General features: G+C 60.7%; 23 protein-coding genes, 1 other RNA gene and 1 pseudogene. 17 read left to right on the top strand and 8 right to left on the bottom strand.

The annotated features are described in order from the left end of the window. Nucleotide 1: 1 nt before the first annotated feature. Nucleotides 2-211, bottom strand: a pseudogene (locus AC0V6X_RS09965) (GIY-YIG nuclease family protein); the annotation flags it as partial. On the opposite strand from AC0V6X_RS09965, the gene AC0V6X_RS09960 reads away from it, so the two are divergent. The 6 genes from AC0V6X_RS09960 (at nucleotide 210) to AC0V6X_RS09935 (ending at nucleotide 5,123) form a co-directional block, all read left to right on the top strand. After that, nucleotides 210-674 (top strand): M67 family metallopeptidase, encoded by a 465-nt coding sequence (locus AC0V6X_RS09960; protein WP_486184398.1) that lies wholly within the window; start codon nucleotides 210-212, stop codon nucleotides 672-674. The pseudogene AC0V6X_RS09965 and the gene AC0V6X_RS09960 overlap by 2 nt on opposite strands. Before the next feature lie 151 nt (nucleotides 675-825). Beyond that, nucleotides 826-1,479 carry a histidine phosphotransferase family protein gene (locus AC0V6X_RS09955; RefSeq protein WP_486184397.1) on the top strand — a complete coding sequence of 218 codons (654 nt, stop codon included), beginning with the start codon at nucleotides 826-828 and terminating at the stop codon, nucleotides 1,477-1,479. Between the two features lie 29 nt (nucleotides 1,480-1,508). Beyond that, nucleotides 1,509-2,228: an N-acetylmuramoyl-L-alanine amidase gene (locus tag AC0V6X_RS09950; protein WP_486185564.1), complete on the top strand. Its 720-nt coding sequence runs from the start codon at nucleotides 1,509-1,511 to the stop codon at nucleotides 2,226-2,228. A gap of 86 nt (nucleotides 2,229-2,314) precedes the next feature. Then, the gene (aqpZ, locus tag AC0V6X_RS09945; RefSeq protein ID WP_486184396.1) at nucleotides 2,315-3,004 is read left to right on the top strand and encodes an aquaporin Z; all 690 of its coding nucleotides are present in this window, start codon (nucleotides 2,315-2,317) and stop codon (nucleotides 3,002-3,004) included. A 60-nt stretch (nucleotides 3,005-3,064) separates the two neighbouring features. Next, an RNA gene (gene rnpB / locus AC0V6X_RS09940) (RNase P RNA component class A) lies at nucleotides 3,065-3,474 on the top strand. A 104-nt stretch (nucleotides 3,475-3,578) separates the two neighbouring features. Further along, nucleotides 3,579-5,123 (top strand): hypothetical protein, encoded by a 1,545-nt coding sequence (locus tag AC0V6X_RS09935; RefSeq protein ID WP_486184395.1) that lies wholly within the window; start codon nucleotides 3,579-3,581, stop codon nucleotides 5,121-5,123. Nucleotides 5,124-5,131: 8 nt separating this feature from the next. Here the strand turns inward: AC0V6X_RS09935 and AC0V6X_RS09930 are convergent, their stop codons facing one another. Together AC0V6X_RS09930 and AC0V6X_RS09925 are read right to left on the bottom strand one after the other, a co-directional pair. Next, nucleotides 5,132-6,442: a UDP-glucose dehydrogenase family protein gene (locus AC0V6X_RS09930; protein WP_486184394.1), complete on the bottom strand. Its 1,311-nt coding sequence runs from the start codon at nucleotides 6,440-6,442 to the stop codon at nucleotides 5,132-5,134. A 63-nt stretch (nucleotides 6,443-6,505) separates the two neighbouring features. After that, complete coding sequence (locus AC0V6X_RS09925) at nucleotides 6,506-7,312, bottom strand: metallophosphoesterase family protein (RefSeq protein WP_486184393.1); 807 nt, start codon at nucleotides 7,310-7,312, stop codon at nucleotides 6,506-6,508. A 423-nt stretch (nucleotides 7,313-7,735) separates the two neighbouring features. On the opposite strand from AC0V6X_RS09925, the gene AC0V6X_RS09920 reads away from it, so the two are divergent. Both AC0V6X_RS09920 and AC0V6X_RS09915 read left to right on the top strand, forming a co-directional pair. Continuing rightward, nucleotides 7,736-8,644, top strand: a complete 909-nt coding sequence (locus AC0V6X_RS09920) for a TorF family putative porin (protein WP_486184392.1) — start codon at nucleotides 7,736-7,738, stop codon at nucleotides 8,642-8,644. A gap of 147 nt (nucleotides 8,645-8,791) precedes the next feature. Further along, the gene (locus AC0V6X_RS09915) at nucleotides 8,792-9,229 is read left to right on the top strand and encodes a VOC family protein (protein ID WP_486184391.1); all 438 of its coding nucleotides are present in this window, start codon (nucleotides 8,792-8,794) and stop codon (nucleotides 9,227-9,229) included. 22 nt (nucleotides 9,230-9,251) lie between these two features. On the opposite strand, the gene nhaA is transcribed toward AC0V6X_RS09915, so the two are convergent. Beyond that, complete coding sequence (nhaA, locus tag AC0V6X_RS09910; RefSeq protein WP_486185563.1) at nucleotides 9,252-10,493, bottom strand: Na+/H+ antiporter NhaA; 1,242 nt, start codon at nucleotides 10,491-10,493, stop codon at nucleotides 9,252-9,254. Between the two features lie 94 nt (nucleotides 10,494-10,587). Between nhaA and AC0V6X_RS09905 the strand changes: the two genes are divergently transcribed. The 5 genes from AC0V6X_RS09905 (at nucleotide 10,588) to AC0V6X_RS09885 (ending at nucleotide 16,962) form a co-directional block, all read left to right on the top strand. Beyond that, nucleotides 10,588-12,027, top strand: coding sequence for a glycosyl transferase family protein (locus AC0V6X_RS09905; RefSeq protein ID WP_486184390.1), 1,440 nt, complete (start codon nucleotides 10,588-10,590; stop codon nucleotides 12,025-12,027). Beyond that, nucleotides 12,024-13,340, top strand: coding sequence for a hypothetical protein (locus AC0V6X_RS09900; protein ID WP_486184389.1), 1,317 nt, complete (start codon nucleotides 12,024-12,026; stop codon nucleotides 13,338-13,340). Before AC0V6X_RS09905 ends, AC0V6X_RS09900 begins: the two co-directional genes overlap by 4 nt. A gap of 92 nt (nucleotides 13,341-13,432) precedes the next feature. Next, nucleotides 13,433-14,350 (top strand): sulfite exporter TauE/SafE family protein, encoded by a 918-nt coding sequence (locus tag AC0V6X_RS09895; protein WP_486184388.1) that lies wholly within the window; start codon nucleotides 13,433-13,435, stop codon nucleotides 14,348-14,350. Nucleotides 14,351-14,394: 44 nt separating this feature from the next. After that, the gene (locus AC0V6X_RS09890) at nucleotides 14,395-15,129 is read left to right on the top strand and encodes a TIGR02186 family protein (protein WP_486184387.1); all 735 of its coding nucleotides are present in this window, start codon (nucleotides 14,395-14,397) and stop codon (nucleotides 15,127-15,129) included. 150 nt (nucleotides 15,130-15,279) lie between these two features. Then, complete coding sequence (locus AC0V6X_RS09885; protein ID WP_486184386.1) at nucleotides 15,280-16,962, top strand: ATP-binding protein; 1,683 nt, start codon at nucleotides 15,280-15,282, stop codon at nucleotides 16,960-16,962. A 6-nt stretch (nucleotides 16,963-16,968) separates the two neighbouring features. Here the strand turns inward: AC0V6X_RS09885 and AC0V6X_RS09880 are convergent, their stop codons facing one another. The 4 genes from AC0V6X_RS09880 to AC0V6X_RS09865 all read right to left on the bottom strand — a co-directional run bounded on the left by AC0V6X_RS09880 (nucleotide 16,969) and on the right by AC0V6X_RS09865 (nucleotide 22,425). Then, nucleotides 16,969-17,739: a hypothetical protein gene (locus tag AC0V6X_RS09880; RefSeq protein ID WP_486184385.1), complete on the bottom strand. Its 771-nt coding sequence runs from the start codon at nucleotides 17,737-17,739 to the stop codon at nucleotides 16,969-16,971. Nucleotides 17,740-17,752: 13 nt separating this feature from the next. Next, nucleotides 17,753-18,502: a 7-carboxy-7-deazaguanine synthase QueE gene (locus AC0V6X_RS09875; protein ID WP_486184384.1), complete on the bottom strand. Its 750-nt coding sequence runs from the start codon at nucleotides 18,500-18,502 to the stop codon at nucleotides 17,753-17,755. Between the two features lie 96 nt (nucleotides 18,503-18,598). Then, entirely contained in the window at nucleotides 18,599-19,414 is an 816-nt protein-coding gene (locus tag AC0V6X_RS09870) for a M90 family metallopeptidase (protein ID WP_486184383.1), read from the bottom strand. Between the two features lie 182 nt (nucleotides 19,415-19,596). Then, nucleotides 19,597-22,425 carry a valine--tRNA ligase gene (locus tag AC0V6X_RS09865; protein WP_486184382.1) on the bottom strand — a complete coding sequence of 943 codons (2,829 nt, stop codon included), beginning with the start codon at nucleotides 22,423-22,425 and terminating at the stop codon, nucleotides 19,597-19,599. A 327-nt stretch (nucleotides 22,426-22,752) separates the two neighbouring features. Between AC0V6X_RS09865 and AC0V6X_RS09860 the strand changes: the two genes are divergently transcribed. The 4 genes from AC0V6X_RS09860 to AC0V6X_RS09845 all read left to right on the top strand — a co-directional run bounded on the left by AC0V6X_RS09860 (nucleotide 22,753) and on the right by AC0V6X_RS09845 (nucleotide 26,430). Next, entirely contained in the window at nucleotides 22,753-23,862 is a 1,110-nt protein-coding gene (locus AC0V6X_RS09860) for an ABC transporter permease (RefSeq protein WP_486184381.1), read from the top strand. A 4-nt stretch (nucleotides 23,863-23,866) separates the two neighbouring features. Beyond that, nucleotides 23,867-24,754 (top strand): ABC transporter ATP-binding protein, encoded by an 888-nt coding sequence (locus AC0V6X_RS09855; RefSeq protein ID WP_486184380.1) that lies wholly within the window; start codon nucleotides 23,867-23,869, stop codon nucleotides 24,752-24,754. Nucleotides 24,755-24,832: 78 nt separating this feature from the next. Next, nucleotides 24,833-25,783, top strand: a complete 951-nt coding sequence (locus AC0V6X_RS09850; RefSeq protein WP_486184379.1) for an MlaD family protein — start codon at nucleotides 24,833-24,835, stop codon at nucleotides 25,781-25,783. 23 nt (nucleotides 25,784-25,806) lie between these two features. Further along, the gene (locus tag AC0V6X_RS09845; protein WP_486184378.1) at nucleotides 25,807-26,430 is read left to right on the top strand and encodes an ABC-type transport auxiliary lipoprotein family protein; all 624 of its coding nucleotides are present in this window, start codon (nucleotides 25,807-25,809) and stop codon (nucleotides 26,428-26,430) included. Nucleotides 26,431-26,437: the final 7 nt, after the last annotated feature.

Genomic DNA, 26,437 nt, shown 5'->3' with positions numbered 1-26,437 from the left:
GCGACCAACCCTTGATCTGGCGCTCGCTTTCCAAAGCATCATGCCGCGTGTCAAATTCCTGAGACCAGACTAACTCTATCGGGAGCTTGTCACGTGTGAACTCGGCACCCTCTCCGGCCTTGTGCTGAGCGATGCGATGATCCAAGTCATCGGTGTGACCAGTGTAAAGGGCGCCGCCTCGGCAATGGAGAATGTAGGTCCAGAACGGCATGAGCACCGCTAGAAAGGAAAAACGGTCCTTCGACAAGCTCAGGACGAACGGGGGTGGCAGCATTGGACTGTCGCGGGCCGCTCTTGAGGCCATGTCCTTTGCCGCCAAGGCGGCTCACCCGCAAGAAACCTGCGGCATTCTGCTGGGTGAGGGTAACCGTGTGACCGCTTTCACGCCCACCGCCAATGTCCACCCGGCGCCCGAAACCCATTTCGAAATCGACCCGCAAGCCCTGATCGACGCACACCGCGCCGAGCGAGAGGGCGGGTTGCAGGTGCTGGGCTACTTTCACTCACATCCGAAAGGCCCCGCAGAGCCATCGCCGACCGATACGGCGATGGCGGCGGGCGATGGCCGAGTCTGGGCGATTGCTGGGAATGGAACGCAGGATACGACGGTTACACTCTGGCGCGATAGGGGTGACACTTTTGAAGCGCTTTCCTACGCCATCATCGGGGAGTAAAACTCCCGCACCATGTATCGCGCTTTCGCACCCGTTTACCGCCACTTTGGCGTGAGTTTCAAAAGCAGGATTGGCACTGCTTCCTTTTTGCCCTTAGACAGTGTGTCAAGTGTGTCAGAACGCTCTGACGTGAGAGGGAAAATACTACCAAATGACTTCGCAAACCGACCTTGCTGCGCTGCTGTGTTCGCGACTGTGCCATGACATGCTCTCACCCGTGGGAGCATTGTCCAACGGGCTGGAGCTGCTCGCGGATGAGAGCGATGCGGAGATGCGCGCCAATGTGATCAGCCTGTTGGAGCAGAGCGCGAAGATCAGCACCGACAAACTCAAATTCTTCCGCCTCGCTTTCGGAGCGGCTGGCGGGTTCGGAGACAATGTCCCGGTTGAGGAGGCGCAGGAAGTCATTGCCGCGCTCGCCTCGGATGCGAAACGCGTGGAGCTGAACTGGGCGGTCACTGATAGCTCACTGCCCAAGCCTGCTGTGAAGGTAATGCTGAACCTGGCACAAATCGCGCTCGATGCGCTGGTGCGCGGCGGCACGCTCGACATTGGGGCGGAGAAACGTGACGGCAATATCGAGCTTGTGGCGCGGGCGACGGCTGAAAAGCTCGCCTTTGATGAAACGATCGGACAGGCGCTGCACGGTGATCTGCCGCAAGAGGACATTTCCAGTCGCACCGCCGCCGCTCACATGATCGCACTGCTCGCCGCAGAAATGGGCGGGGGTTTGCAATATGCGCTAACGGATGACGCGCTGGTGCTGGGCGCGGTCCTGCCCGAGCCGGAGGGCATGATCGGTTGAGCGGCCCTCTCTCACCCGAGTGGCGCGACATGGAGGTGAGCGAGCTTGTTCACCGCGTCGTCCCATCGCCCAATTGCGGTGAGCGCAAGCTGCCCATCACCATGCTGGTGATGCACTATACCGAGATGAAGCCGGTGGAGACCGCGCTCGACCGGCTGACAGATGCAGAGGCGGGGGTCAGCGCCCACTACCTCATCACCGAAGACGGCGAAGTCATCCAGCTCGTTTCGGAAAAGGAGCGGGCCTGGCATGCTGGCGCATCCTTCTGGCGCGGGATCAAGGATGTGAACTCGGCCAGCATCGGGATCGAACTCGACCATCCGGGGCACGATCCGGCGAATGGCGGCTATCGCGGCTTTACCGATGCGCAGATCGACGCTTTGATCCCGCTCGCCGCTAGAATCGTGAAGGATTACGACATTCCGCGCGCCAATGTGGTCGGCCACTCCGATGTGGCTCCGATGCGCAAGATTGATCCGGGCGAGCTGTTCCCGTGGGAGCGGCTGGCGGATTACGGCCTGTGTCTGCCCAGCCCTGCTAAGATTGAACGAGCTGATCCGTTCCACAATGAAGGCGCCTTCATCCTCGCGCTGGAACGCTATGGCTATGACATCACCGAGGGGCGCAAGACGATTGAGGCGTTTGAGCGGCGCTGGCGGCCTGAGCGGATCACCGGCAAGCCTGACGCGCAACTGGGCGCGATCCTTTGGCATCTTCTGCTGGAGCGGGATCAAGGGATAACGCGGTGATGGACGATTTTACAATTCCTCACAGCGGCACTCGGGAGAATGTGCTTTAATGTGAGAATAGCAAAAACATTTGGGAGGGATCACACATGATGAAAAAACTTGGAGCCGAATTTATCGGCACATTCTGGTTGGTGTTTGGAGGCTGCGGCTCCGCCGTACTGGCAGCCGCGTTCCCCGAATTGGGTATTGGCTTTGTCGGCGTCAGCCTCGCCTTTGGTCTGACGGTTTTGACCATGGCTTACGCAGTTGGGCACATTTCAGGCGGGCACTTCAACCCGGCAGTTTCACTGGGCCTCGCGGTTGGCGGACGGTTCAGCTGGGGTGAGCTTGCGCCTTATTGGGTCGCGCAGGTGCTCGGCTCTTTCGTCGCGGCTGGCGCGCTCTACGTCATCGCCAGCGGCGCGCCTGACTTTGCCGCGGGCGGATTTGCTTCCAACGGCTATGGGGAGCTTTCACCCGGCGGCTATTCGATGACGGCGGCTCTGGTGGCAGAGATTGTGCTGACCGCAGGCTTCCTGATCGTCATTTTGGGCGCGACATCGGACAAGGCCCCAGCGGGTTTCGCACCGATTGCGATTGGTTTGGCGCTGACGCTGATCCACCTGATCTCCATTCCGGTGACCAACACCAGCGTCAATCCGGCCCGTTCGACCAGCGTCGCCTTCTACGCCGACACGGCGGCTGTGCCACAATTGTGGCTGTTCTGGGTCGCGCCTCTGGTGGGTGCAGCCATTGGCGCGCTGATCTGGAACTTTCTGCTCAAGTCTGACGACTAGGGCGCTGACTGTTTCTTGTGGCTTTCCTACCCCTTGGCTCTGCTGTAAAGGCGGCAGGGTCAGGGGGCTGAGGCAGCCGCGTGTGCTTTTGTGTGCGAGGAAAGTCCGGGCTCCACGAAACAAGGGTGGCGGGTAACGCCCGCCGTGGGAACTCCTTTGCGGGAGGCAACCACAGGGAAAGTGCCACAGAGAGTAAACCGCCGATGGACCGGAAAAGGTCACAGGCAAGCGTGAAAGGGTGCGGTAAGAGCGCACCGGAGCCTTGGTAACAAGGCTCGCATGGCAAACCCCACCCGGAGCAAGGCCAAATAGGGGCCTCGCGCTTTCGCAAGAAGGCAGGCGTGTTTCGCGCCAGAGGCCCGGGTTGGCTGCTTGAGCGCGCCTGGCAACAGGCCGCCCAGATGAATGGCTGCCACCGCTTGGGGAGACTCGGGCGGATACAGAACCCGGCTTATGATGCCCCCTGACACATCAGTCCGCACGCGAACCCACTACAAAGCCCACCCCAAAACAGGGCCTTGTTCATCTCCTGCCAAACCGCGATTGTGCAAAGGCCGTGCCTGAGGGGGAAACCATGTTCACAGCTCTGATCCTTGCTTCGCTGTCTGCGCCTTTCGAGCCATCTGATTTGGCAAGCGCGCCCGAACCTGAATGGCTTGATGAATGCCGCCCGCATTTCGATCTGCATCAGGATGTGAGCGATTGGACGATCGTCGATGCGCGCGGGATGACTGATCCGGCAAGACTTGCTCAGGCCATCAAGGCCGCGCCCGAAGGCAGCCGCCTGGTGGTGCGCGGCGGCAATTTTGGTGGAGCGGACATGCGCGCTCTTGCACCTTTGCTGCAAAGGGCTTGCCTGCACGGGACAGTTCTGGACGGGACCAATTGGGAAGGCTCTGAGATTGAGGGACTTCAGCTGGAGCGGGTCTCTTTCACGCAAGCGCAGGCCTCCGAGGTGTCATGGCCGGGCTTCTCCGCCCGAGGTGTTGCGCTCCGCGACACCACCTTCGAGGGCGCGTTCCTGCCCGATATGCGCCTGATCGCGCGCTACGAGGGTATCGACCTGCGAGAGGTCAATTTCCAGCGCGCTGAGTTGCGCGGAGCTAGCTTTCACTGCGGCATCACCGTGGATGTCAGTTGCTGGGGAGCGCCCGACTTTCGCGGGAGCAGCCTTGTGGGCGCGAACCTCAGTAGCTTTGGCATCTGGGAGGCAGAAAAGTTCGCCGGCGCGAAGCTCAACCAGACGCGCGTGTCGCCGCGATCCCTGCTCTATCTGGGAGAGGCTGTGGTTGAGGGGGAGCTGGTCCTGACCCACTACAGCGCGTCGCCTTACCCCGATGGAGCCGAACACCCCGTTCCAGCAGTGACCGTGTCAGCCGAAGAGGCGCGGCTGCTGATCTCCACCACGCAAAGCGAGGTCGCCCGCCGAGAGCCGGACAGTCCTTCATTCGAATGCGCAGCGGCAGCAACTACGGTCGAGACCATCATCTGCGGTCCGTATGACGGGCATTTGCGCGATCTCGACCTTCGCCTTTCGTCGGCATGGAAACAGGTCCGGGCTGTGGGTAAGGGCCGCATTGCCGAACAGCGCGCCTGGCTGCGGGAACGCAACGCTTGCGAGGACCGGCTGTGCATCGAGCTTGCCTACAACAACCGCATCGCTCAGCTTAAAGCGCTGCTGGGGCAGGACCTGATCCTCGCGCCTGACCATTCGGTGCACTACCATTTCGAAGTTCTGCCTCTGCCCGAAGCTGCGCGCAGCTGGGACGTCTATGCCCGCATTCTGCCAGTGCTGGAAAATGCGAGCTATCAGACCATCACGTTAACGGAGCTGGAGGATGGCTCTGTGCGTGCAGAGGGATCTGCCATTGGCGGCAACGCGCATTTGTGCAGCCTCGACATTCCCGAAGCGCGATACGATGCTAGCACCGGCTGGTGGACGGGGACCACGCAGGACGGGATGACCTACAACCTGTTCCGCACGTCAGGCCGCCGGATCGACTTTCGCTATTCAGGCAATCTGGGCAACACGCCGGTTGAAGTGAGCGAGTTTATGTCCTGCGGCGCGCGCGCTGGCTTTGACACGGCCTATGATCTGTCCGCCGACAACGGATACTGACAGGTGAATTAAACCCGCCCGATGCTCGTATACTCAAAGCCAGCCTCGCGCATGTCTTCGGGATTGTAGACGTTGCGCAGGTCAACCATCACGGCGGCCTTGGCGAGGGTCTTTACGCGGGTCAGGTCAAGTGCGCGGAAGGCGTCCCACTCGGTCACGATCACGGTCGCATCAGCGCCCTCAATCGCGGCGTAAGGGTCTGCGCACATCGTCACCTCGGGCATCAGCGGAGCGGCGAGCTCCATACCTTCAGGATCGTAAGCGGCGACCTCAACCCCGGCATCGGTCAGCGTCTGGGCAACCGCGATTGCCGGGCTGTCACGCATGTCGTCGGTGTTGGGCTTGAAAGTGAGGCCAAGCAAAGCCGCTTTCTTGCCGCGAGCGGCGTCCGCTCCGCCCAGCGCGTCCAGAACCTTGCGGCCCATTGCGCGCTTCCGGCTGTCATTCACTTTGACGACCGCTTCGACGATGCGGGTCGGGCTGTCATAATCCTCCGCCGTCTTCAGCAGGGCGAGCGTGTCCTTGGGGAAGCACGATCCGCCATAGCCGGGGCCAGCGTGGAGGAACTTGGAGCCGATGCGGTTGTCCATGCCGATGCCGCGGCTGACGTCCTGGACATTTGCGCCGACCTTCTCGCACAGATCAGCCATTTCGTTGATGAAGGTGATCTTGGTCGCGAGGAAGGCGTTGGCGGCGTATTTGATCAGCTCACTCGTTCGGCGCGAGGTGAACAGGATCGGCGATTCGTTGAGGAAGAGCGGGCGATACACCTCGCTCATGACCTCGCGGCCAAAGTCATCCTCTGCGCCGATTACGATGCGGTCAGGGCGTTTGAAATCGCCGATGGCCGCGCCTTCGCGCAGGAATTCCGGGTTGGAGACAACGGCGACCTTGTGCGGCGTTCCGCTGTCCTGGAGGATGCGCTCAACCTCGTCACCCGTGCCCACGGGAACGGTCGACTTGGTCACGACCACTGCGTCATTGGCAAGGTTTGCGCCGACTTCTTCAGCCACGGCATAGACGAAGGAGAGGTCTGCGTGACCGTCTCCGCGCCGGCTGGGCGTGCCAACTGCGATGAAGATGGCGGAGGCGTCCTTGATCCCCTCAGCCAGCGAGGTGGTGAAAGAGAGGCGTCCAGCCTTCACATTGGTGTCTACCAGGGCATCGAGGCCAGGCTCATAGATCGGCATGATCCCGTCATGCAGACGATCAATCTTGCTCTGATCCTTGTCGATGCAGACCACGTCGTGGCCGAAATCTGCAAAACAAGCGCCTGATACGAGCCCGACATAGCCAGAACCCACCATCGCAATCTTCATGAAAAGTGTGCCTTCTCTTGTTCCTCAAGCGCCTGCGCATATGGGGCTGCGAGCGCTGTTTTACTATTCCGGCTTCTCGCCGTGGAAAATCTCTATCGGCCCGCTTTCATCGCGGCTCGCCTGAATGACTCTCTTCTGGTCCGCTTCAAGCACGAGCGCGGTAAGCACACCTGAGCGGAAAGCGCCAGTGTCAATCCCGATCCGATTGCCGCAATCCATCACGCGTTTGAAGATCGTGTGGCCATGGACAACAACCTTGTCGAGCGGCCCTTCGTGGCTGAGAAAACGGTCGCGGATCCATAGAAGATCTTTGCGCTTCTGGTCATCAATCGGCCGTGCGGGGTCGATCCCGGCATGAGCAAAGAGATAGTCACCGGCGATAATCATATCCTCAAACCCAGCGATGTAGTCGCGCTCAGACTGCGGAATCAGCTTGGGCAGCATTTCGAAAAGCTCATCCAGAGTGAGGCTGTTGAACTGCTTTTTTGAAAGCCCATAGGAAAGCACTGTTTCGCGCCCGCCATGTTTCAGGAAGTGGCGCAGCACCTCAACCTTCTCGAACGCTTCCAGGAACATCTCTTCATGATTGCCGGCAAGCACGCGGACGGAGCGTTGTTTCTGCCATTCGCGCGTTCGAGCAACGACGCCTGCGCTTTCGGGGCCGCGGTCGACGAGATCACCCAGCAGGATGATCTGCGTATCCACCTTGGGCCGCGCCGCGTCATCCTGCTCAATCGCGTCGATCATGGCATCATAGAGGTCGAGCCGCCCGTGAATATCGCCGATCACATAATAGCGCGTGCCATCCGGCACCGCGGCAAGGCGGGGCTGGGGGCGGGATCGGAACAGATTGCGCAGGGCGTCGAACATGGAACTTTCTTATGGGAGCTTTCTATATTTGCGATGAAACAGCGCTTCGCGTCCAGCCCGAAAGCCACCGCATGTGACCTATCTGACCAGAACTGGTCCCAGCGCTGTTGGGGGGAAGGAGCTTTAATCTCATCACGGCTGAACGGCAAATGGATGGTGCTCTATAGTAGGCATGCTTTAAGGGAGTGTGCACGAAGCCAATGGCACGCCTGACAGGCCCTGCTTTGCGCAATGATACCTGATGCAGAAACCCCACAGTGCTGTGCATTTTGGACGCAGTTTTGGACCTGTGGGTAATTTCTCTTGTGCTATGCAGCATAAGTGTGCACGATTGTTAGGCATTTGAGTGAGATTACGTTTAATAATTTGTAACCATCGAATGTGCAGGTGGGACGAAGCAACAACATAAACAAGGAAGTTGTCATGCTCACGTCCATCCGCGGCCTCACGGCTGCATCTCTCTCCGCAGGTATGCTGTTTGCAGCAGCCCCTGCCTTCGCTGCTAAATCATCCGATGAAGGGGCTATCAGCGAAGAAACGATTGCCGCAAACGCTGCGATCGAAACCACTGCTACTACCGAAGACGAAACCGTTCTGACCACCAATGGTGCTGAGATCAACGTCGTGCGCGCTACTGCGCCTATCGACGAGAGCAAGAGCACTGATCTTGCAAGCGGCAGCCCGGTTTCCTTCTCTGCCAATGTTACTTTCGCGACCGAGTACCGCTTCCGCGGTGTCGATCTGTCGGGTGGTGACTTTGCTGTCCAAGGCGGCTTTGATGTTAGCCTCCCGGCTGGTTTCTATGTCGGCACCTGGGCGTCCAATCTCGATGAAGACACAGTCGGTTTCGGCTCGACCGAGCTTGACCTTTACGGCGGCTGGAGCGGCGATCTTGGCGGGCTCTCCGCTGATGTCGGCGTCATCGGATATCTCTATCCCGACGCGGCTGCGGCTGCTGGCCCGACCGACTACATTGAGTTTTATGGCTCGATCAGCGGATCAATTGGTCCAGGCTCTCTGACCGCCGGTGTCGCTTATGCACCCGATCAGGACTCGCTTGGCAGCACTGACAACCTGTATCTCTACAGCGACCTGTCAATCGGCATTCCGGATACGCCGGTGACGCTTAATGCGCACCTTGGCTACACCGATGGTTTCCTGACCTTCACCCAAGACAGCAAAGCGTTCGACTGGTCGGTCGGTGTTGATCTGGCTGCGGGTCCGCTTACCTTCACCGGCGCTTATGTCGGCGTTGAAGGCGATGCGCTGGTCGATCCAGGCCGCGTTTTCACCGACGACGCATTTGTGCTGTCGGTTTCGGCGAGCTTCTAAGCCCGACGGATAAACCTACATAGCCTGCGTTTAAGCAGGAGGAACGGAAGCGCGGGAGGATCGACCCTCCCGCGCTTCTTCGTTTGGGCAAGATGCTTGCGCAGGTCAGCGGACAGCTTATGTCCATGACCGAAAGGAAACTGCCCGATGGTCAAATATCTCCACTCCATGATCCGCATCACCGATCCAGAGGCCACTGTCGCTTTCTTTGAGCTGATTGGCTTGGAGGAAGTGCGTCGCTTCGATGTCGAGGCGGGGCGCTTCACGCTAGTCTTTCTGGCCGCTCCCGGCCAAGAGGGCGTCGCTGAGGTGGAGCTGACCTATAACTGGCCACCTGAAGACGGCAGTGAGCCTGAACAGTATGATGGTGGTCGCAATTTTGGCCATCTCGCCTACCGGGTCGAGAATATTTACGAGACGTGCCAGAAGCTCGCCGATGCGGGCCACACGATCCACCGTCCCCCGCGCGATGGGCATATGGCGTTCGTGAAGTCACCGGACGGGATTTCGGTCGAATTGCTTCAGGAAGGCAATCTTGAACCGCAAGAGCCATGGGCGAGCATGGAAAACACCGGCACCTGGTAAGGGCGACCGGATCCAGTGCGGGTTAGGCCTTGCTTGGCTCCTGCCCCTGATCGTCGCACTCCTCTGCGGGATGCGTCGTCGTCAGCCGCAGCACGATGTAGCCCATAATCGCTGAAATGGCGGAGCCCGTCAGGATGCCGATCTTCGCTTCATCAACCAGCAAAGGCGTGTTGGGGAAGGCCAGGTTCCCAATGAAAATGCTCATCGTGAACCCGATCCCGCACAGGATTGAAATGCCCCAGATTTCAGCCCAGCTGGCATTGTCTGGACGCGGCGCGAAGCCGGTCTTGTCGGCGAGCCATACGATTGAGAAAATCCCGACCTGCTTGCCCATGACCAAGCCTGCGGCGATCGCTATTGGTAGGGGCGCGAGCAAATCGTCGACACCCATCCCTTCAAGCGAAACTCCGGCATTGGCAAAGCCAAACACGGGGACAATCAGATAGGCGCTCCATGGGGCCAATCCATGTTCAAGCTTCTCTAGCATGGAGTTGCCGTCACGCCGCCGCAACGGAATGGTGAGGGCGGCAAGCACACCGGCAATGGTCGCGTGAACGCCTGAATGCAGCACGCAGAACCATAGGACCAGCGCCAGAAGGATGTAGGGCCAAAAGACCGAGACCTTCATCCGGTTAAGAACCATCATCAGGCCCAGCACCACCACCGAAGCGAGAAGCCATTCGGTGTAGAGGCTTGGCGTGTAGAACACGGCGATAACCAGCACCGCGCCGATGTCATCGACAATGGCAACCGTCAGCAGGAACAGCCGCAAGGATGCTGGTACGCGGTTACCCAGCAGGCCCAGCACTCCCATCGCAAAGGCAATATCGGTGGCTGCAGGGATCGCCCAGCCGTTGAGATATTGCGCCTCGCCCCCAGTGAAGGCGACATAGACGAGGGCGGGCGCCACCATTCCGGCAAGCGCTGCCACCATAGGGAGGCGCCGCGCGGCTGGATCGGAAAGTGAACCGGAAATAATATGACGCTTTACTTCCAGTCCAACAACGAAGAAGAATACCGCCATTAGGCCATCATTAATCCAGTAATGAAGGTCTTTTAACTTAGGAATTGGGGTATAACTGAGCTTCCCATAGAAAAGAGCGCGATACTCGTCCGCCATTGGGGAGTTGGCAGCTAACATAGCCGCAGCGGCAACTAATATTAGGAGGATACCCGCTGAGGCATCGCCGACAAAAAGAGCGCGGACAGGGGCAAAAACGCGCCGGAGTGGTCGAGTAAGTGGTGTTTGGGGGTTTTGAGCCATCGCGTGGCCTCCCTTCACGAAAAATGAGCGCGCATGCAAGGCGAAACAGGGAATCACACACCAATTTCTTGGTGAAGAAGGGGCGCATCACAATATGCTTGAATGGGGCATCTGGCACTGGCTGGTCGTTTTCCAGCACGAATTACTTTTGTTTGCAGGGGTTTTCTTTCTCATCGGCGCGCTTGACGACATGGCGGTCGATCTCACCTGGATATGGCTTAAGCTGACCGGACGCGCGAAAACGCAGGAGGTGAGCAGGGGGGATTTGCGGGAACGTGAATTGCACGGCCCTGCTGCGATTTTCGTACCGACATGGCAGGAATCGCAAGTGATCGGTCAGACGATCACTCACATGCTCGAAGCATGGCCCCACCGCGCTTTGCGGCTCTATGTCGGCATTTATCGCAACGACATTGCTACCCTGGAGGCCGCGATGCGCAGCGCGGGCATCGATCCTCGCCTGCGACTGGTGATTCATGATCGCGACGGGCCGAGCACGAAGGCGGATTGCCTCAATCGGCTCTATCGAGCGATGCGCGATGACGAAATGCGTGCGCGGACCCGCTTTGCTTGCGTGGTCTTTCACGATGCGGAGGACATGGTCGATCCGGCCGGGTTGGGCCTGCTTGATACAGTGATCGAGCAAGGAGCTGACTTTGCTCAGCTGCCGGTCGAACCCCTTCCGCAAGCCGCCCGCCATTGGCTTGGCAGCCACTATTGTGAGGAATTTGCCGAATCCCATGGGAAAGCCATGGTCGTGCGCAATGCATTGGGGGCTGGTCTTCCCGCCGCTGGCGTTGGTTGCGCAGTGTCGCGCGGTGCTCTCGACACGCTGGCACAGCGGCAGGATTTCGACGCGCCTTTTGAGCCTGAATCGCTGACCGAAGATTATGAGCTTGGCCTCGCCATCGCTAAAAGTGGAGGCGCGTGCGAATTCGTGCGCGCCCGCGGTGAAGATGACCTGCTGGTCGCGACCCGTGCGTTCTTCCCGTCGCAATTGGGCGACATTGTGCGCCAGAAAACCCGCTGGGTGCATGGTATTGCTCTGCAGGGCTGGGACCGTGTTGGCTGGTCAGTGGGTGATGGAGGATCGCGCCTGATCGAAGGCTGGATGCGGGCGCGTGATCGGCGCGGGCCTCTCACCGCGCTGGTTCTTGCTTTGGGCTATGCTTTGCTGGGGGTGACCTTGCTGGTGGGCCTTGGCACCTATTTGGGAGCCAAAGTCGAAGCGCCGCTTTCGCCTGTGCTGATGGGGCTGTTGTGGGTCAACCTTGGCTTCTTTGCATGGCGCGCGACGTTGCGCTTTGCGTTTACCGCGCGCAATTATGGCGTGGCGGAAGGCATTTTTGCGGTGCTTCGTATCCCCGTCGCCAATGTGATCGCGATCATCGCCGGTCGCCGGGCAGTGTCTGCCTATGCCCGCACATTGCTTGGTCAAGCCGCGGTCTGGGACAAGACCCCGCATAGCCGCCATCCCGCCAACCCTGCCTTCGGTCATATCCCGCCGCGCAGCTTCAAACGGGTGCAATCATGAACGGCGAGAGTAATTCCGATTCGACGCAGGCCAATCTGCCCGGTCGCCGGGGCGGACCGCTTGCTGTGCTGGTTGTCGTGCTGGCGTTCTGGGCCGTCGGTCGCAGCGTTCTGTGGGAGAGCCCCTTTGCCCTTGGAGAACCCGGTGGACAGGTCGGGCCAGACATGGCGCTGTCCGGTACTGACAGCCCGCTCCCTGCGCTGGGCACGGACGGGCAAGACACTTTCAAAACGAAGAATGACGCGAAGGCTCAGGCCAAGCTCGCCTGGTTACAGGCCTCGCGACGGCAAGGGCAGGCGCTGCCCAGCGGCCTCTACCGCAATCCGGTGTTCGCTGCCGCTCCGGCAGGCGCTTCTCCGCGCACTTCTTATGCCAGGTGGCAGCCTGTGCGTGGCCGGTTGATGCCCGGTGAAATTGCAACGGGGCACCTTACCTTGATGCGCCGGGGCTTTGCGGTGGATTGGCACTCAGCAGGCATTGGGGCAGGAATTGGGGGAGGCGTTGAGCGACCTTTTGGTCGAGGCTCTTTCCCGTCCGATTTCGGGGAGCAACAGGCGAGCAACGCCTCGCCTCCCTTCGCCCCGCCGCCTTATGCGCCGCCTCCTTCCAATACGGACACCTTGGAACAGCAAGCGCGGCGACCTGATCGCTGGACGCTCGATACATTTGGCTTCTTCCGCCAAGGCTCTGGCTCGCTTTCAACCTCGCAAGGGCGCGTGCCGGTCTATGGCGCGAGCCAAGCGGCGACCAATCTGCAATATCGCTTTGCCCCAATGTCTCGCTTTGATCCGCGCATTTATGCCCGCGCCTATCGCGCGCTCGTCGATGGTGGAGAGAACGAAATAGCAGCCGGACTGTCCGCGCGGCCTGTGCCGCAAGTGCCTGTCCGCCTCCATGGTGAGATGCGCGTGGTCCGAAATCCGGTTGGCACCGATTATCGCCCTGCAGCCTATGCCGTCAGCGAGCTGCCTGCGCAGCAACTGCCAGCGGGTTTCTCGCTCGAGACCTACGCGGCGGCGGGCTATGTCTGGGGCGAAGCCGACACCTATTTCGCCGACGGGCAAGCGGCTGTTACGCGCGAAGTGATCAACCTCACCGGACCCACTGGAAGCCCGATCCGCATCAGCGTCGGTGGCGGGGGCTGGGCCGGCGCGCAAAGAGGGATCGAGCGGGTCGATGTGGGGCCCACGATGCGCTTTGACCTCAATGTCGGCGAAGTTCCCACGCGCATCTCCGTCGATTGGCGCGAGCGAGTGTTGGGAGAGGCGGCTCCGGATTCGGGCGTTGCGGCGACGGTCTCGACCCAGTTCTGATCGCGCTCAAATAGCCGGACCCCACACAAATAGTGGGACCGCGCACAAACCCTGCCTTCCCACGGTAACGCCGCTGGGCTAGTCCTTTGAGAATGGACGTATACCTGCCAATCGCGAATCTTTCCGTGAACGGACTGTATATCGTGCTGCTTGGCGGATTGACGGGCATCCTTTCCGGATTGTTTGGCGTTGGCGGAGGGTTCCTGACGACGCCGCTGCTGATTTTCTACGGAATCCCCCCGACGGTCGCTGCCGCTTCGGCTGCGACGCAGGTGACAGGGGCGAGTGTTTCGGGCGTGATCGCCCATGGCCAGCGCAAGGGCGTGGATTATCGCATGGGCCTCGTCATGGTTGGCGGAGGCGTGGTCGGCGCATTGATCGGAGCATTGCTGTTCAGTCTGCTTCAGGCCCTGGGCCAGATCGATGTGGTGATTGGAGTGCTCTACGTCGTGCTGCTGGGCACGATCGGCACGTTGATGATGCGAGAGGCGCTGGACACGCTGCGCGGGAAGGATGGGCAAAGCGGCGGCGCACCGGTGCGCAAACGTCGGCATCACCCGCTGGTTGCAGGCCTGCCGTTTCGCACGCGTTTCTATGCATCGGGCCTCTATATCTCCCCCATCGCGCCCTTGTTGCTGGGCGTGATCGTAGGCGTTCTGACCATGCTGATGGGCGTGGGTGGAGGGTTCATTCTGGTCCCCGCCATGCTCTATATCCTGGGTATGAGCGGCAATGTCGTGGTCGGCACTTCGCTTTTCCAGATTCTGTTTGTGACAATGGTGACGACGATGACCCATGCGCTGACGACCAAGGCGGTGGACATTGTGCTTGCTGGATTGTTGCTGCTGGGTTCGGTGCTGGGCGCGCAGTTTGGGACGCAAATCGCGATGAAGGCGCGGCCTGAAATCCTGCGCCTTGTCCTCGCTGCCATTGTCATCGCGGTTGCTTTGCGGATGCTTTATGGCCTCGGCGTGCAGCCGGATGAGATTTACACGGTAAGCCCGCTGTGAGGGTCCTAGACCGTTCCTCAAGAGTGCTCCCCGCGCTGGCGCTAATGCTGCTCGCGCCATTTCTGCTCGGTCAGCGTGAACCGATCCTTGTGCCTGAGGTCGATCAGGAGCGGATTGAGGTGCGCCAGGGTTTCACCGGAGCGGACCTGTTGCTCTATGGCGCGGTGATTGATCCAGCCGGATCGCGCAGCAACACGCAATATGACATCGCGGTGGTACTCAAAGGTCCGACCGAACCCATCCGCCTGCGCGAGAAGCAGCGTATCGCGGGTGTCTGGATGAATGCGAGTGCGAACGATTTTCGCTCCGCGCCGTCTTTCTTCGCGGTCGCCTCCTCGCGGCCGATCACAGAGATTGTCGACCCGCTGACCGCCGCCATCTACGAGCTTGGCACGGACTTCATCCAGCTCAGCCCCAGCGGCCAGATTGAGCCGGAGGAGCAGACGCGCTTTGCCCGCGGTCTGGTTGAGATGCGGCAGCGTGCTGGGCTCTATTCGGAAAACCCAGGAGGCGTCCGGATAAATGAAGGCGTACTCTATCAGGCCCGGATTGAGCTGCCGTCCAACGTGACCACCGGCCAATACACTGCTGAAACCTTTGCGATTGCCAATGGCCGTGTCCTTGCAACAGCAACGGCAGACATCGAAGTCGTGAAAGTCGGGCTGGAGGGCCGGGTGGTGCAAGCAGCCGAGCGCTGGTCGCTTTTCTATGGCCTTGGCGCGATCATGCTGTCGCTTGGGATGGGCTGGCTCGCCGGACGCTTGTTCGCCCGCCTCTGACCCGCGCAGCCAACCGCAATCAGCCTCGCCAAACTCGCTTGGGCGTTGACGCGATCTTAACCGAGTTCCCGCATACCTTTTCCCAAAGGAATTACCGCCAAGGGCCGGGTGAAACCGGTTATCAAAACCTAAGGGGCCAGGGAAAAGCGCATGACTGACATGGGCAACCATAATTTTGCGAACCAGGATGAAGCCGCAGCTGCTGCAGCGGCCGATGCTGGGGAGAATGTTGACAATGGACGTCTGCCAATTGGCGTCGTGCTTGAGATCTCTGGTGCCGGCTCGCAAATCGCGCTCGACCTGCAACGCCTCAATGAATGCATGGAAGACGCCGACCGCTCGATTGCGCTCGCTGGGCAAGTGGGTAGCCAGATCAAGATCCGGGTCGGAGACGCGTGGCTGCTCGCCAACGTGCGCGACCAACGCAAGGATCGTCGCGCGGCCAACGGCATCATCGCGCATATCGACTTTCTGGGCGAAGGCGCTGAAGAGAAGCTGACCGGTCGCATCCACGGCTTCAAACGCGGTGTTACGCGCTATCCGGTGCCGGGCGCCATGGTCTATCCGGCGACTACCAAAGACCTTGAACAGATCTACGCCAGCGATGGCCGCGCTAACATCACGATCGGGACTGTGTTCCCGACCAAGGACATCCGCGCCGGTCTCTATATCGACGCGATGCTGGGCAAGCACTTTGCGCTGCTGGGATCGACCGGTACCGGTAAGTCGACCAGCGCCGCGCTGATCCTCCACCGCATTTGCGAGGCTGCGCCCGAAGGTCACATCGTGATGATCGACCCCCACGGCGAGTATTCCGCGGCGTTCCGTCAGACGGGTAAGATCCTCGACGTCTCCAACCTGCAAATGCCCTATTGGCTGATGAACTTCGAAGAGCATTGCGAAGTGCTGCTCACCAGTGACGGCAATGAACGCCAGGTCGACATGGACATCCTTGCCAAGTGTCTGCTGCATGCCCGGTCCAAGAACCGTCTGGCAGAGACGATGGGCAAGATCACGGTGGACTCGCCGATCCCCTATCTGCTGTCCGACCTGTCGACCAAGATTCAGGACGAGATGGGTAAGCTGGACAAAGCGACCTCCTCTGCACCCTACATGCGGATCAAGGGTAAGCTAGAGGAGCTGAAGGGCGATCCGCGCTATCAGTTCATGTTCTCTGGCATGTTGGTCGGCGATACGATGTCCGACTTCATCTCCAAGGTTTTCCGCATGCCGGGCGACGGCAAGCCGATCTCGATCATTGACGTGTCGGGCGTACCTTCGGACATCACCTCAACCGTGGTTGCCGTCCTTTCACGCCTCGTCTTCGACTTTGCGATCTGGGGCCGGGAAGAGAAGACCCGTCCGATCCTGCTCGTCTGCGAAGAGGCGCACCGCTACGTTCCGAACGAGAAACACGCGGACGGTTCTTCCGTTGGCCGTATTCTCAGCCGCATCGCGAAGGAGGGTCGTAAATACGGCATCTCCTTGGGTCTCATCACGCAGCGTCCATCCGACTTGGCCGAAGGCGTGTTGTCACAGTGCGGTACGATCATATCGATGCGTCTCAACAACGACCGCGACCAGGCTTTCGTCCGCTCAGCGATGCCCGAAGGTTCACGCGGGTTCCTCGATTCCATCCCAGCATTGCGCAACCGCGAATGCATCGTCTGCGGCGAGGGTGTGGCAATCCCGATCCGCGTCAATTTCGACACGCTCGAAGAGCACAAGCGACCCGCTTCCGAAGACCCCAGCTTCACCGAATTGTGGAGCGAGGGCGGCGAAGAGGAAGAGCTGGTCGAACGCGTGGTCTTGCGCTGGCGTTCGCAGGGCTAAGGGGGTTTAGCCCCCTCCCGCATAGGCGCCGATCAGCAGCGCGCGGCGGCCGTCAGGCTGCGCGCGGATGCCGCGGATCAGTTCGATCTGCATCTCGCAAGCGAGCGGCGCTCCGATCGTTGCTGGGTCTGCTGTGCCGAACACCACCGCCATCTGCTCATCATTCAGGCCATTGCCTCGCAGAGTCGCCTCCAGCTCCGCATAGTCATTGGGCGTGAGGTCGAACCGCAATTGCTGGTCGGTGCGCCCGGCCAAAATCGCGTCGAGCCGCGCCGCAACGATCTCTCCGCCCGCCACATCGAAACGTTCGGGTAGAACGGTGTCGAGCGGCTCACCCTTGGCATAGGCAGCGCAGGCATATTCGTCGTGAGCGAGCAGATCGGTGAAAAACTGCTCCTCTAATTCCATCACGCGGTCGAGCGGGGCAATCGGCGCGTTGGAGAAGTCTTCTTCATGCGCTGCGAAAAAGCGCATGATCCAGCGGTTCCCCGCCTGCACCACGCGGTCTTCGGGTCCCGGAGCGCGCGCCGCGTTAGCGAGCGTTTCGGTGAATTTTTCATAAGAATCCGGGAATTTGGCTTCCAGTTGCTCAAACAGAACCGAATTGCCGGGATAGGTCTCCATCTCGGCAACCAGCTCGTTTTCGAACTTCTTGCCGGGGATGAAGAAATTCTCGAACCCTCCGGCATTGAAGCTGCGGATCGCGACCGAAACGATAATGCCGAGGATCACTACCCCGACCAGGCTGCTGGCTGTCCGCTGCGTCGAAAAGCTCATGGAATGTCTCTGCTCAAGTCCCTCTGGTGTCACCGTAAAGGTGGATATGTAGGCGGTCGCTCATGCGGAAACCGTGCTCCACGCACAGCTCGCTGAGCCACTCTGAACGCAGATGGAGCGTCACGCTGTCGGTTCCCTCCGGCATCAAATAGAGCCGCTCTGGCCTGATGCCATATTTGCGTTGGAGGGATAGGACCTCCGCGACATCATCAGGTTCTGCGATCACGAATTTGAAGAACGCGCGCGGATCGCAGGCATAGGCGTCCATCCGCTCCGGGATGATCGCGAGATCGGCAGCATTGCCCGAATGGGCGAGCTTGGGGCTGACATTGTACTGGTCGACGCGAATGTCGACGTGGGAGTTCGCCTTGGTCGTCCCATTGGTCTCGATCTCGACCTCGATATCGGGAAGGATCGCGAGGAAGTCTGCCAGCGCGCCGGTCTGGAGCAATGGCTCTCCGCCCGTGATGACGAGGCGCTTTTGGCCGAGAGCCGCGACCTTCATCGCGGCTTTTTCTGGCGAGAGCTTCACCTGATTGGCCTTGCGGTCGAAGGTTGTGTCGTCGCGGTGCGGGCGGTTGTCGAGATTGGTATCCCCCTCAAATCGCCACGTATAGGCCGTGTCGCACCATGTGCAGGCAAGGTTGCAGCGCGACAGGCGCATGAACGCGACCGGCTGCCCCGCGCTCGGCCCTTCCCCTTGCAGCGAAGCAAAGATCTCCGCTTCGCCGGAATCGTCGGTGGCAAGGACAAGGTCTGTCACTACGCGCTTCCCTTGAGTTGGACGGGCGGGGATACTCTCATGAAAAGCCCCATGCCACGAATTGCCGACAGAGGAAAACTTGCAAGTGAGCCGTGCCTAATTCCAACTCGCCGGATCAAGCGCCAGCAGCTGCGACAATTGTGCGTAGAGCGCCGGTTCCTCGCGTTTGAGGGCGTAGGGGCGCTCGAAAAAGGTCACGATGGCTTCGGCAAAGAACTCTTCGTGATTGGTCGCGCCATAGGGGTCGATCAGGGTTGCCTCGCCGCGCTCGACGCGGGCAATCTGATGCTCGTAGGCATCCAGCATCGCTTCCTCCCACCCCGCATAGGCCTGCCCCTTGCTCAGGATCGGGATGCCGTTCGTGTCGCCGGAGAGACCGTCGAGCTGATGCGCGAATTCGTGGATCACGACATTGTGCCCATCATGGCTGTCGAGGCCCCCATGCAGCGCGTGGTCCCATGACAGGATCACCGGCCCGCGCGCCCAGCTTTCGCCAAGGGTCGCATGGCGGTTCTCATGCACCAGCAACCCGTCGCTGTGCGGACGGTGGGTGAGGAAGGCGCTGGGATAGATCAGCACATTGCGGATCGTGTCGTACCAGATGTCTGAATTGACGATCAGCAGACAGGCCTGCGCAGCGATAGAGAGCCGCATTTCCTCGCTCACTTCCAGCCCGTTCTGGCCCCGGAAGGTGACTTGGTCGAGGAACAGGTTGATCTTGCCCTCATGCGCTTGGCGAAGCTCCTTTGGCAGGCCGCGCACCAGCGGCACGAGTTGTTCGATGATGGCGCGTTGTCTCGGCGTCAGCGGTGTCGCCAATAGCTCAGCGCGCCGCCGACGCCGCTTTAGCGAGCGGTATAGGAACCACCCCGCAATCAGCAGCGGGACGAGGAGGAGAAGCCATGGCGTCATGGCTCCTACGTAGGTTCGCTAGAAGCGGTTTGGTAGAGGCCGCACTCCGCTCACCGTCATTGCGAGGCGACGCAGTCGCCGCGGCAATTCATCAACCGACCTTGCGTCCAATCGCGGCAGCAGGAGATGGATTGCTTCGCCTTCGGCTCGCAATGACGAAGCCAGGGATTACCCCAACCGCGTCATCCCAGCCTTTGGAGCGCCGCTTCGAGCCGTTCGATCTCGCCTGCGTGATGCGCGAAGTCGGCTTTGGCCTTCTCCACTGCCTCGGGCTTGGCGCGCTCGACGAAATTGGCATTGGAGAGGCGTCCCTCCAGCGATTTCGCTTCCTTTTGCGAGGCAGCCAGCGCCTTTTCGAGCCGCGCTTTCTCCGCGTCGATGTCGATGATCCCTTCGAGCGGGATGACGAAGTTGTCGCCCAGCGCGGTTACCTGCATGGCGGGACCGGACGGAGCCTCTCCGACCTTTACCGGGGTCAGGCGTGCAAGGCGTTCGATGGCCGCAGAGGACCGTTCGATTGTGCTCGCTGCCAGCGGCGATGCCTTTGGCAAGAAGGCAGCCAGTTTCGCACCCGGTGCAATGCCCAACTCGTTCTTGGCCGATCGGACATTGGTCGTCAGGTCGATCACCCAGTCAATCGCATCGGTCGCGTCTTTGGAAACCTCAGCGCGAGGGGAGGGCCATGCAGCGGTGATGAGGTCGTAGGACCGCTCGCCTTGGCTGTGCCAGAGTTCTTCCGTGATAAACGGCATGAACGGGTGGAGCATGACGAGGATCTGGTCGAGCGCCCATCCGGCGACTTCGCGGGTTTCGATGGTCGCAGGCGTTTCTTCGCCCCCGAAAACCGGCTTGATCAGCTCCAGATACCAATCGCAGAACTTGCTCCACGTGAACTGGTAGATCGCATTGGCTGCTGCGTCGAAGCGCAGGTCGGCCATCGCCGCCTCGATCTCGGCACAAGCTGCCTGAACCTCGCCGATGATCCACTGGTTGGCGGCGAGGCGAGCGGTCGGGGCCTTCAGCGTGGTCGAAGCACCAATCCCGTTGGTCTGGCAAAAGCGCGTCGCGTTCCACAGTTTGGTGGCGAAGTTGCGGTAACCTTCGACCCGCTTCTCATCCATCTTGATGTCGCGCCCCTGGCTCTCCATCGCGGCCATGAAGAAGCGCAAAGCATCCGCGCCATATTGGTCGATAAGGCCGAGCGGATCGACGACATTGCCCTTGGACTTGGACATCTTCGCGCCGTCCGCCGCACGGACAAGACCGTGCAGGTACAGGCGCGGCCACGGAGCCTCACCCATATTGTACTGCCCCATCATCATCATCCGCGCATCCCAGAAAAACAGGATGTCGAAGCCGGAAATGAGCAGGTTGTTGGGGAAGTGCTTTTCGAGCAGGCTCTGCTCCCTCCCACCTTCAGGGGGGAGGGTTGGGGAGGGGGGCTCTGACCCATCGGGCGTCGCAGGCCCCTCCCTTAATCCCTCCCCGAGCGGGGAGGGAGACTCTGTTTCCGGCCAGCCGAGTGTGGCGAAGGGCCAAAGCGCGGACGAGAACCAAGTGTCGAGGACGTCGGGGTCTTGCGTCAGCGTGACGCCTTCACCTGCCTGAGCCTGCGCTTCTTCCTCCGAGGTTGCGACATAGACGCAGCCATCCTCGTCGAACCAAGCCGGGATCCGGTGCCCCCACCACAACTGGCGGCTCACGCACCATGGCTGGATGTTCTCCATCCAGTTGAAGAAGGTTTTCTCCCAGCTCTTGGGCACAATCTCGATTGTGCCGTCGCGCACATCCTTGATCGGCTTCTCGGCGAGTTTTGCGGCGTCGACATACCATTGATCGGTCAGCCACGGCTCGATCACCACGCCGCCGCGGTCGCCAAAGGGCGTCGCGATGGAGCGCGGTTCGGCGTCGGAGATGACCTCCTCGCCCTTCTTGTTCTTGGAGACGTGAGGGATGAGGTAGCCCTGTTCCTTCAGGCGCTGCACGACCAGCTCGCGCGCACCATCCACCCCGTCTCGCTTGAAGCGGTGGAGGCCGAGGAACTCCTTGGGCACCAGACCATCGGCGGTCTGGCAGACATCGCCATTCCCATCGAGCATGTTGAGCATTTCGCCCGCTTCGATCCCGGCACGCTTGCCGACCTCGAAGTCGTTGAAGTCATGCCCCGGCGTGATCTTCACCGCGCCTGAACCCAGCTCCGGATCGGCGTGCTCATCAGCGACGATAGGAATGCGGCGGCCGGTGATGGGGAGGATCACATGCTTGCCGACAACGCTCGCATAACGCTCGTCGCTTGGGTGCACCGCCACCGCCATATCGGCGAGCATCGTCTCAGGCCGCGTGGTCGCGACTTCGATGTAGTCGCGGCCATCTGCCAGCGTCACGCCGTCGGCGAGCGGATATTTGAAGTGCCAGAAGCTGCCCGGAATGGTCTGCTGTTCCACCTCGAGATCGCTGATCGCGGTCTTTAGCTTCGGGTCCCAGTTCACCAGCCGCTTGTCGCGGTAGATCAGGCCGTCATTGTAGAGGTCGACAAAGGTTTTGAGCACCGCTTTGGTAAAGTGCGGGTCCATCGTGAACTGCTCTCTGGACCAGTCCATGGAGCAGCCCAGACGACGCAGCTGGTGCGTGATCTGCCCGCCGCTTTCGTGCTTCCATTCCCAAACCTTGTCGACGAATTCTTCGCGCGAGTAGTTGGTGCGCTTGTCCTGCCGCGCTTCCATCTGACGCTCGACCACCATCTGCGTCGCGATACCCGCGTGGTCTGTGCCCACGACCCACAAAGCGTCCTTGCCGCGCAGCCGCTCATAGCGGATCACGATGTCCTGCAACGTGTTGTCGAGCGCGTGGCCGATATGAAGCGAACCCGTCACATTGGGCGGAGGGTTCACAATGGTGAAGGGTTCTGCATCGGGCCGCTCAGGCCGGAAACCGCCGGTCTCCTCCCAATGTTTGTACCATCGCGCTTCAATCGGAGCGGGGTCGAAAGTCTTGTCGAGTTCTTGAGACACTTTATTTGCTCGCTAACGCATGCGGCCTTGGCTGCCCGCATTTTTGTTGCGTGCGGCCCACACATCCGTGTGTGCCTGGGCCGTAGCCACCCGCTCCCTCCACCCTTCCACCCGGAGCCTACCGGGATACAATCCGGGTGGAAGGGTGGAGGGAGCGGGTGGCTACGGCGCGAGCGGTAGCGAGCCGCAAACAAAAACACGCGGGGCCAAAGCTCCGGTAAATTTCCTTCCCCATGCCAACCTGCGCAGGTCAGCGCAACAATTCATCACCGCCTTTGCGCCCTACACACTTGAGCCGCGCTGCATTTCCCCGCATATCTCGGCCCGATGGACGGCGCGACTTTCTCGCTTATCGACGATGAAGCCGGCGGCAGCACTCTGGCGCTGTCCGGGCCGCTATTGGTTTCGACCATCGGCTTGGTGGAAAATCAGCTCGATGCGATTGCTGGGGAGATCACAGCGATCGACCTCTCCGGCGTGGTCGAGATGGACACAGTTGGCGCCTGGGTCACGCACCGCCTCGCCGCGCGGCACTCGGCCGCAATCACCGGAGCAACACCGGCGGCCAAGCATTTGCTTGACGCGCTCGAAGGCATCGAAAGCGCTGCGCCTTTGGTGCCTGAACGCGTGCCGGTGTGGGAACGTGTGCCCATCGCGCTGGGCGAGCAGGTTCTGGCTGGTCGTTCGCGCGTCATGGGCGTGGTTGGGTTTATCGGCCAGATATTGATCGCGTTCGGCAATCTGATGCGTCGGCCCAGCACGTTTCCGCTGAAAGCGACCGTGCGCCAGATGGAGATGGTAGGGGTTTCGGCCCTGCCCATCATTGGCCTCATGAGCTTCCTGATCGGGATCGTCATTGCCCAGCAGGGCGCGGTGCAGCTGTCGCAATTTGGCGCGGAGACGCTGACGATCAACCTCGTCGGGCGGATCACTTTGCGTGAGCTCGGCGTGCTGATGACCGCGATCATGGTTGCAGGGCGTTCGGGCAGCGCTTTTGCTGCGCAGATCGGGACGATGAAGCTGACCGAGGAGGTCGACGCGATGCGCACGATCGGCATCTCTCCGATAGAGCAGCTGGTGATCCCGCGCATCATCGCCTGCACCTTTATGATGGTCCTTCTGGGCTTCTTCTCCAGCGTGGTTGGGATTCTTGGCGGAGCGGTGATCGGACAGGTCCAGCTCGGCATTCCGTTCTTTACGTTTATTGAGCGCATTCAGGAGGTTGTGCCGCTGCATGATCTGTGGGTGGGCCTTGTCAAAGCGCCAGTTTTTGGGCTGATCGTGGGCCTTGCGGGGTGCTTTCACGGGATGCAGGTGGAGGGCAATTCCGAACAGGTCGGCATCCGCACGACGATGGCGGTGGTCTCGGCGATCTTCGCAGTGATCGTGCTGGATGCGTTCTTCGCAGTGTTCTTCTCTTCGGTCGGGTGGGGGTAAGCGCATGGCCAAACCTCCTCCTCAACCGGTTGCGAACCCGGTCTATTCCAATGCGCAGCTCCACCCAGAGGATCACGACCGCTTCGCAGATGCGCCGCCGATTGTGATCGAGGGACTGGTCAACCGCTTTGGCGACTTTGCGGTGCATGATGGTCTCGATCTGGAAGTGAAGCGCGGCGAGATTATCGGCGTGGTCGGTGGATCGGGCACGGGCAAATCGGTGTTGATGCGATCAATCATCGGACTTCAAAGGCCAACAGAAGGACGGATCGACGTGCTGGGACGCACCATCACTGATGGGGACCCAGACGAGAATATCGGCGTGCGCTGCCGCTGGGGCGTGCTGTTTCAGGGCGGAGCGCTCTTCTCGACCCTGACGGTGGGCGAGAATGTCGAAGTGCCGCTCAAGCAATTCTACCCAGAGATTGACGATGATCTGCGGCGCGAGATTGCACGCTACAAGGTCTTGCTCTCCGGCCTGCCCGAAGAAGCGGTGGCGAAATATCCCTCGGAGCTTTCAGGTGGGATGAAGAAGCGCGCGGGGTTAGCGCGGGCGCTCGCGCTCGATCCTGAATTGCTGTTTCTGGATGAGCCTACCGCCGGGCTAGACCCCATCGGTGCAGCCAAATTCGACCGCCAGACGCGTGAGCTGAAAGAGACACTGGGCCTCACCGTGTTCCTCATCACTCACGACCTCGATACGCTCTATGAGATTTGTGACCGGGTCGCTGTGCTGGCGGACAAGAAGGTCATTGCGGTGGGCACGATCCCTGAACTGCTTGAGACCCGCCATCCGTGGATTGAGGAATATTTCAACGGCCCGCGCGGGCGCGGCGCGATGACCGCGCATCGGCTGAATGCCGGGCGTCAGGCGGCGGATTGGGGGGATTAGAGCCTTGATAGTGTGGACACTTCATTGGACTTTGTTTGACCAACCGGTCCATAAGCAACCCGTGGATAGGGTAGGGTAATGGAAACAAGAGCCAATCACCTCTGGGTCGGTTTCGTCACGCTGGCTCTGCTTGCGCTGCTGGCGGCGTCGATCTTCTGGATCGCGCGGTTGGGGCAGGGCGCGGCGAATGAATACGACATCTTCTACGCTCAGTCGGTCTCCGGCCTCGCGAATGGCAGCCAGGTTGCCTATGCGGGCGTGCCGGTGGGACAGGTGGTCGATATCGCTCTGTCTGACGAAAATCCCGAATTTGTCCGCGTTCGCGTGCGGGTCCGCGACGAAGTGCCGATCCTTGTCGGCACCACGGCGACGATCCAGTCGAGCTTTACTGGCGTCTCGACCATTCTGCTCGACGGCGCGCGCGGCGGGGCTCCGGCGATTTCATGCGAGACGACGGCGTGTCCCGAAGGTCGCCCGGTCATCCCGCCGCAAGATGGTGGGATCAGCGCGCTGCTCAACAACGCGCCACTGCTGCTCGAGCGGCTCTCGACCCTGACGGAGAACTTGAACATCTTGCTGGGCGCAGAGAATCAGGAGCAAATCTCCGGCATTCTCGCCAACACCAACCGCATGTCGGCAGAGCTTGCGCGCACCGCTCCGCAGCTGTCCTCGACTATGGCGGAGCTGGAGGTGACCTTGCGCGAAGCAGGCGAGGCGCTCGACGCATTTGAGATGGCGACCCGCTCCACCGACACGCTGATCAATCAGGAAGGCGCTTTGCTGGCGCAGGAGCTGCGCGGGACTTTGGCCTCTGCGAACGAAGCGGCGGCGGCTCTGGCCGCAACGCTGGAAGACACGCGGCCTGCTGCGCGCGCTCTGCGTGAGACGACTTTGCCGGCAGCGGAGGCGACCTTGCAGGATCTGCGCACCACCAGCCGGAGCCTTCGCGCCATTACCGAGCGGATCGAAAATCAGGGCGCAGGCTCGCTTCTAGGGGCCCAGAGCGTCCCGGAATATGATCCAGAATGAGTGCCAGAGTGAGGGGTTTTAGGATGAAAACAGCGCGCAACTTTGCAGCGCTCGCAGCGGCCAGCCTGATGCTGTCGGCCTGCGTGAGCCTTGGCGCGGATGTCGATGCGCCTGATAGCCTGCTCACTCTCACGCCGACCGCCACCGCTCCGGCGGGATCGGGCGCGGTGACGGGGGCAGAGGGCAGCGCGGGAGCTATCGCTGTGCTGACGCCGGAAGTTCCCGCAAAGCTCGATCTGGTGCGCATTCCGGTGCAGGTCTCCGACACGCAGATCGCCTACCTGAAAGACGCTGTCTGGATCGAAAAGCCCGCCCGCCTGTTCCGGCGTCTGCTGGGTGAGACGCTGCGCACGCGCACCGGTGATGAAGGCGCAGTTTTGATCCTCGACAGCGATGATACGCCCACTTTGGCGAGCCAGTTTGTCCGGGGCACGCTGATGGATCTGGGCTACGATTCGCTCTCTGGCGATGTCGTGGTGCGGTTTGAGGCAATCAGGGTGGACAGCGAAGGCGTCGTCACATCGCGTCGGTTTGAAGCGCGCGAGAGCGTGGCGGAAGGTGAAGCTTTTCTGGTTGGCCCTGCGCTCAACCGCACAGCCAACCAGGTTGCAGGCGAAGTTGCCGACTGGGTGATTGCGGGCGAGTAGACGCCCA

The sequence above is a fragment of the Erythrobacter sp. S267 genome (genome assembly GCF_057365045.1).
This window is presented reverse-complemented; position numbering and strand designations above follow the sequence as displayed.

Bases quoted from the DNA above. Each gene is read 5' to 3' on its own strand.
- AC0V6X_RS09870 (WP_486184383.1), bottom strand. From the start codon at position 19,414: ATGACGCCATGGCTTCTCCTCCTCGTCCCGCTGCTGATTGCGGGGTGG.
- AC0V6X_RS09950 (WP_486185564.1), top strand. From the start codon at position 1,509: ATGGAGGTGAGCGAGCTTGTTCACCGCGTCGTCCCATCGCCCAATTGC.
- AC0V6X_RS09880 (WP_486184385.1), bottom strand. From the start codon at position 17,739: ATGAGCTTTTCGACGCAGCGGACAGCCAGCAGCCTGGTCGGGGTAGTG.
- AC0V6X_RS09915 (WP_486184391.1), top strand. From the start codon at position 8,792: ATGGTCAAATATCTCCACTCCATGATCCGCATCACCGATCCAGAGGCC.
- AC0V6X_RS09885 (WP_486184386.1), top strand. From the start codon at position 15,280: ATGACTGACATGGGCAACCATAATTTTGCGAACCAGGATGAAGCCGCA.
- AC0V6X_RS09925 (WP_486184393.1), bottom strand. From the start codon at position 7,312: ATGTTCGACGCCCTGCGCAATCTGTTCCGATCCCGCCCCCAGCCCCGC.
- AC0V6X_RS09895 (WP_486184388.1), top strand. From the start codon at position 13,433: ATGGACGTATACCTGCCAATCGCGAATCTTTCCGTGAACGGACTGTAT.
- aqpZ (WP_486184396.1), top strand. From the start codon at position 2,315: ATGATGAAAAAACTTGGAGCCGAATTTATCGGCACATTCTGGTTGGTG.
- AC0V6X_RS09890 (WP_486184387.1), top strand. From the start codon at position 14,395: ATGCTGCTCGCGCCATTTCTGCTCGGTCAGCGTGAACCGATCCTTGTG.
- AC0V6X_RS09955 (WP_486184397.1), top strand. From the start codon at position 826: ATGACTTCGCAAACCGACCTTGCTGCGCTGCTGTGTTCGCGACTGTGC.
- AC0V6X_RS09860 (WP_486184381.1), top strand. From the start codon at position 22,753: ATGGACGGCGCGACTTTCTCGCTTATCGACGATGAAGCCGGCGGCAGC.
- AC0V6X_RS09960 (WP_486184398.1), top strand. From the start codon at position 210: ATGAGCACCGCTAGAAAGGAAAAACGGTCCTTCGACAAGCTCAGGACG.
- AC0V6X_RS09905 (WP_486184390.1), top strand. From the start codon at position 10,588: ATGCTTGAATGGGGCATCTGGCACTGGCTGGTCGTTTTCCAGCACGAA.
- AC0V6X_RS09855 (WP_486184380.1), top strand. From the start codon at position 23,867: ATGGCCAAACCTCCTCCTCAACCGGTTGCGAACCCGGTCTATTCCAAT.
- AC0V6X_RS09920 (WP_486184392.1), top strand. From the start codon at position 7,736: ATGCTCACGTCCATCCGCGGCCTCACGGCTGCATCTCTCTCCGCAGGT.
- AC0V6X_RS09930 (WP_486184394.1), bottom strand. From the start codon at position 6,442: ATGAAGATTGCGATGGTGGGTTCTGGCTATGTCGGGCTCGTATCAGGC.
- nhaA (WP_486185563.1), bottom strand. From the start codon at position 10,493: ATGGCTCAAAACCCCCAAACACCACTTACTCGACCACTCCGGCGCGTT.
- AC0V6X_RS09845 (WP_486184378.1), top strand. From the start codon at position 25,807: ATGAAAACAGCGCGCAACTTTGCAGCGCTCGCAGCGGCCAGCCTGATG.
- AC0V6X_RS09850 (WP_486184379.1), top strand. From the start codon at position 24,833: ATGGAAACAAGAGCCAATCACCTCTGGGTCGGTTTCGTCACGCTGGCT.
- AC0V6X_RS09900 (WP_486184389.1), top strand. From the start codon at position 12,024: ATGAACGGCGAGAGTAATTCCGATTCGACGCAGGCCAATCTGCCCGGT.
- AC0V6X_RS09935 (WP_486184395.1), top strand. From the start codon at position 3,579: ATGTTCACAGCTCTGATCCTTGCTTCGCTGTCTGCGCCTTTCGAGCCA.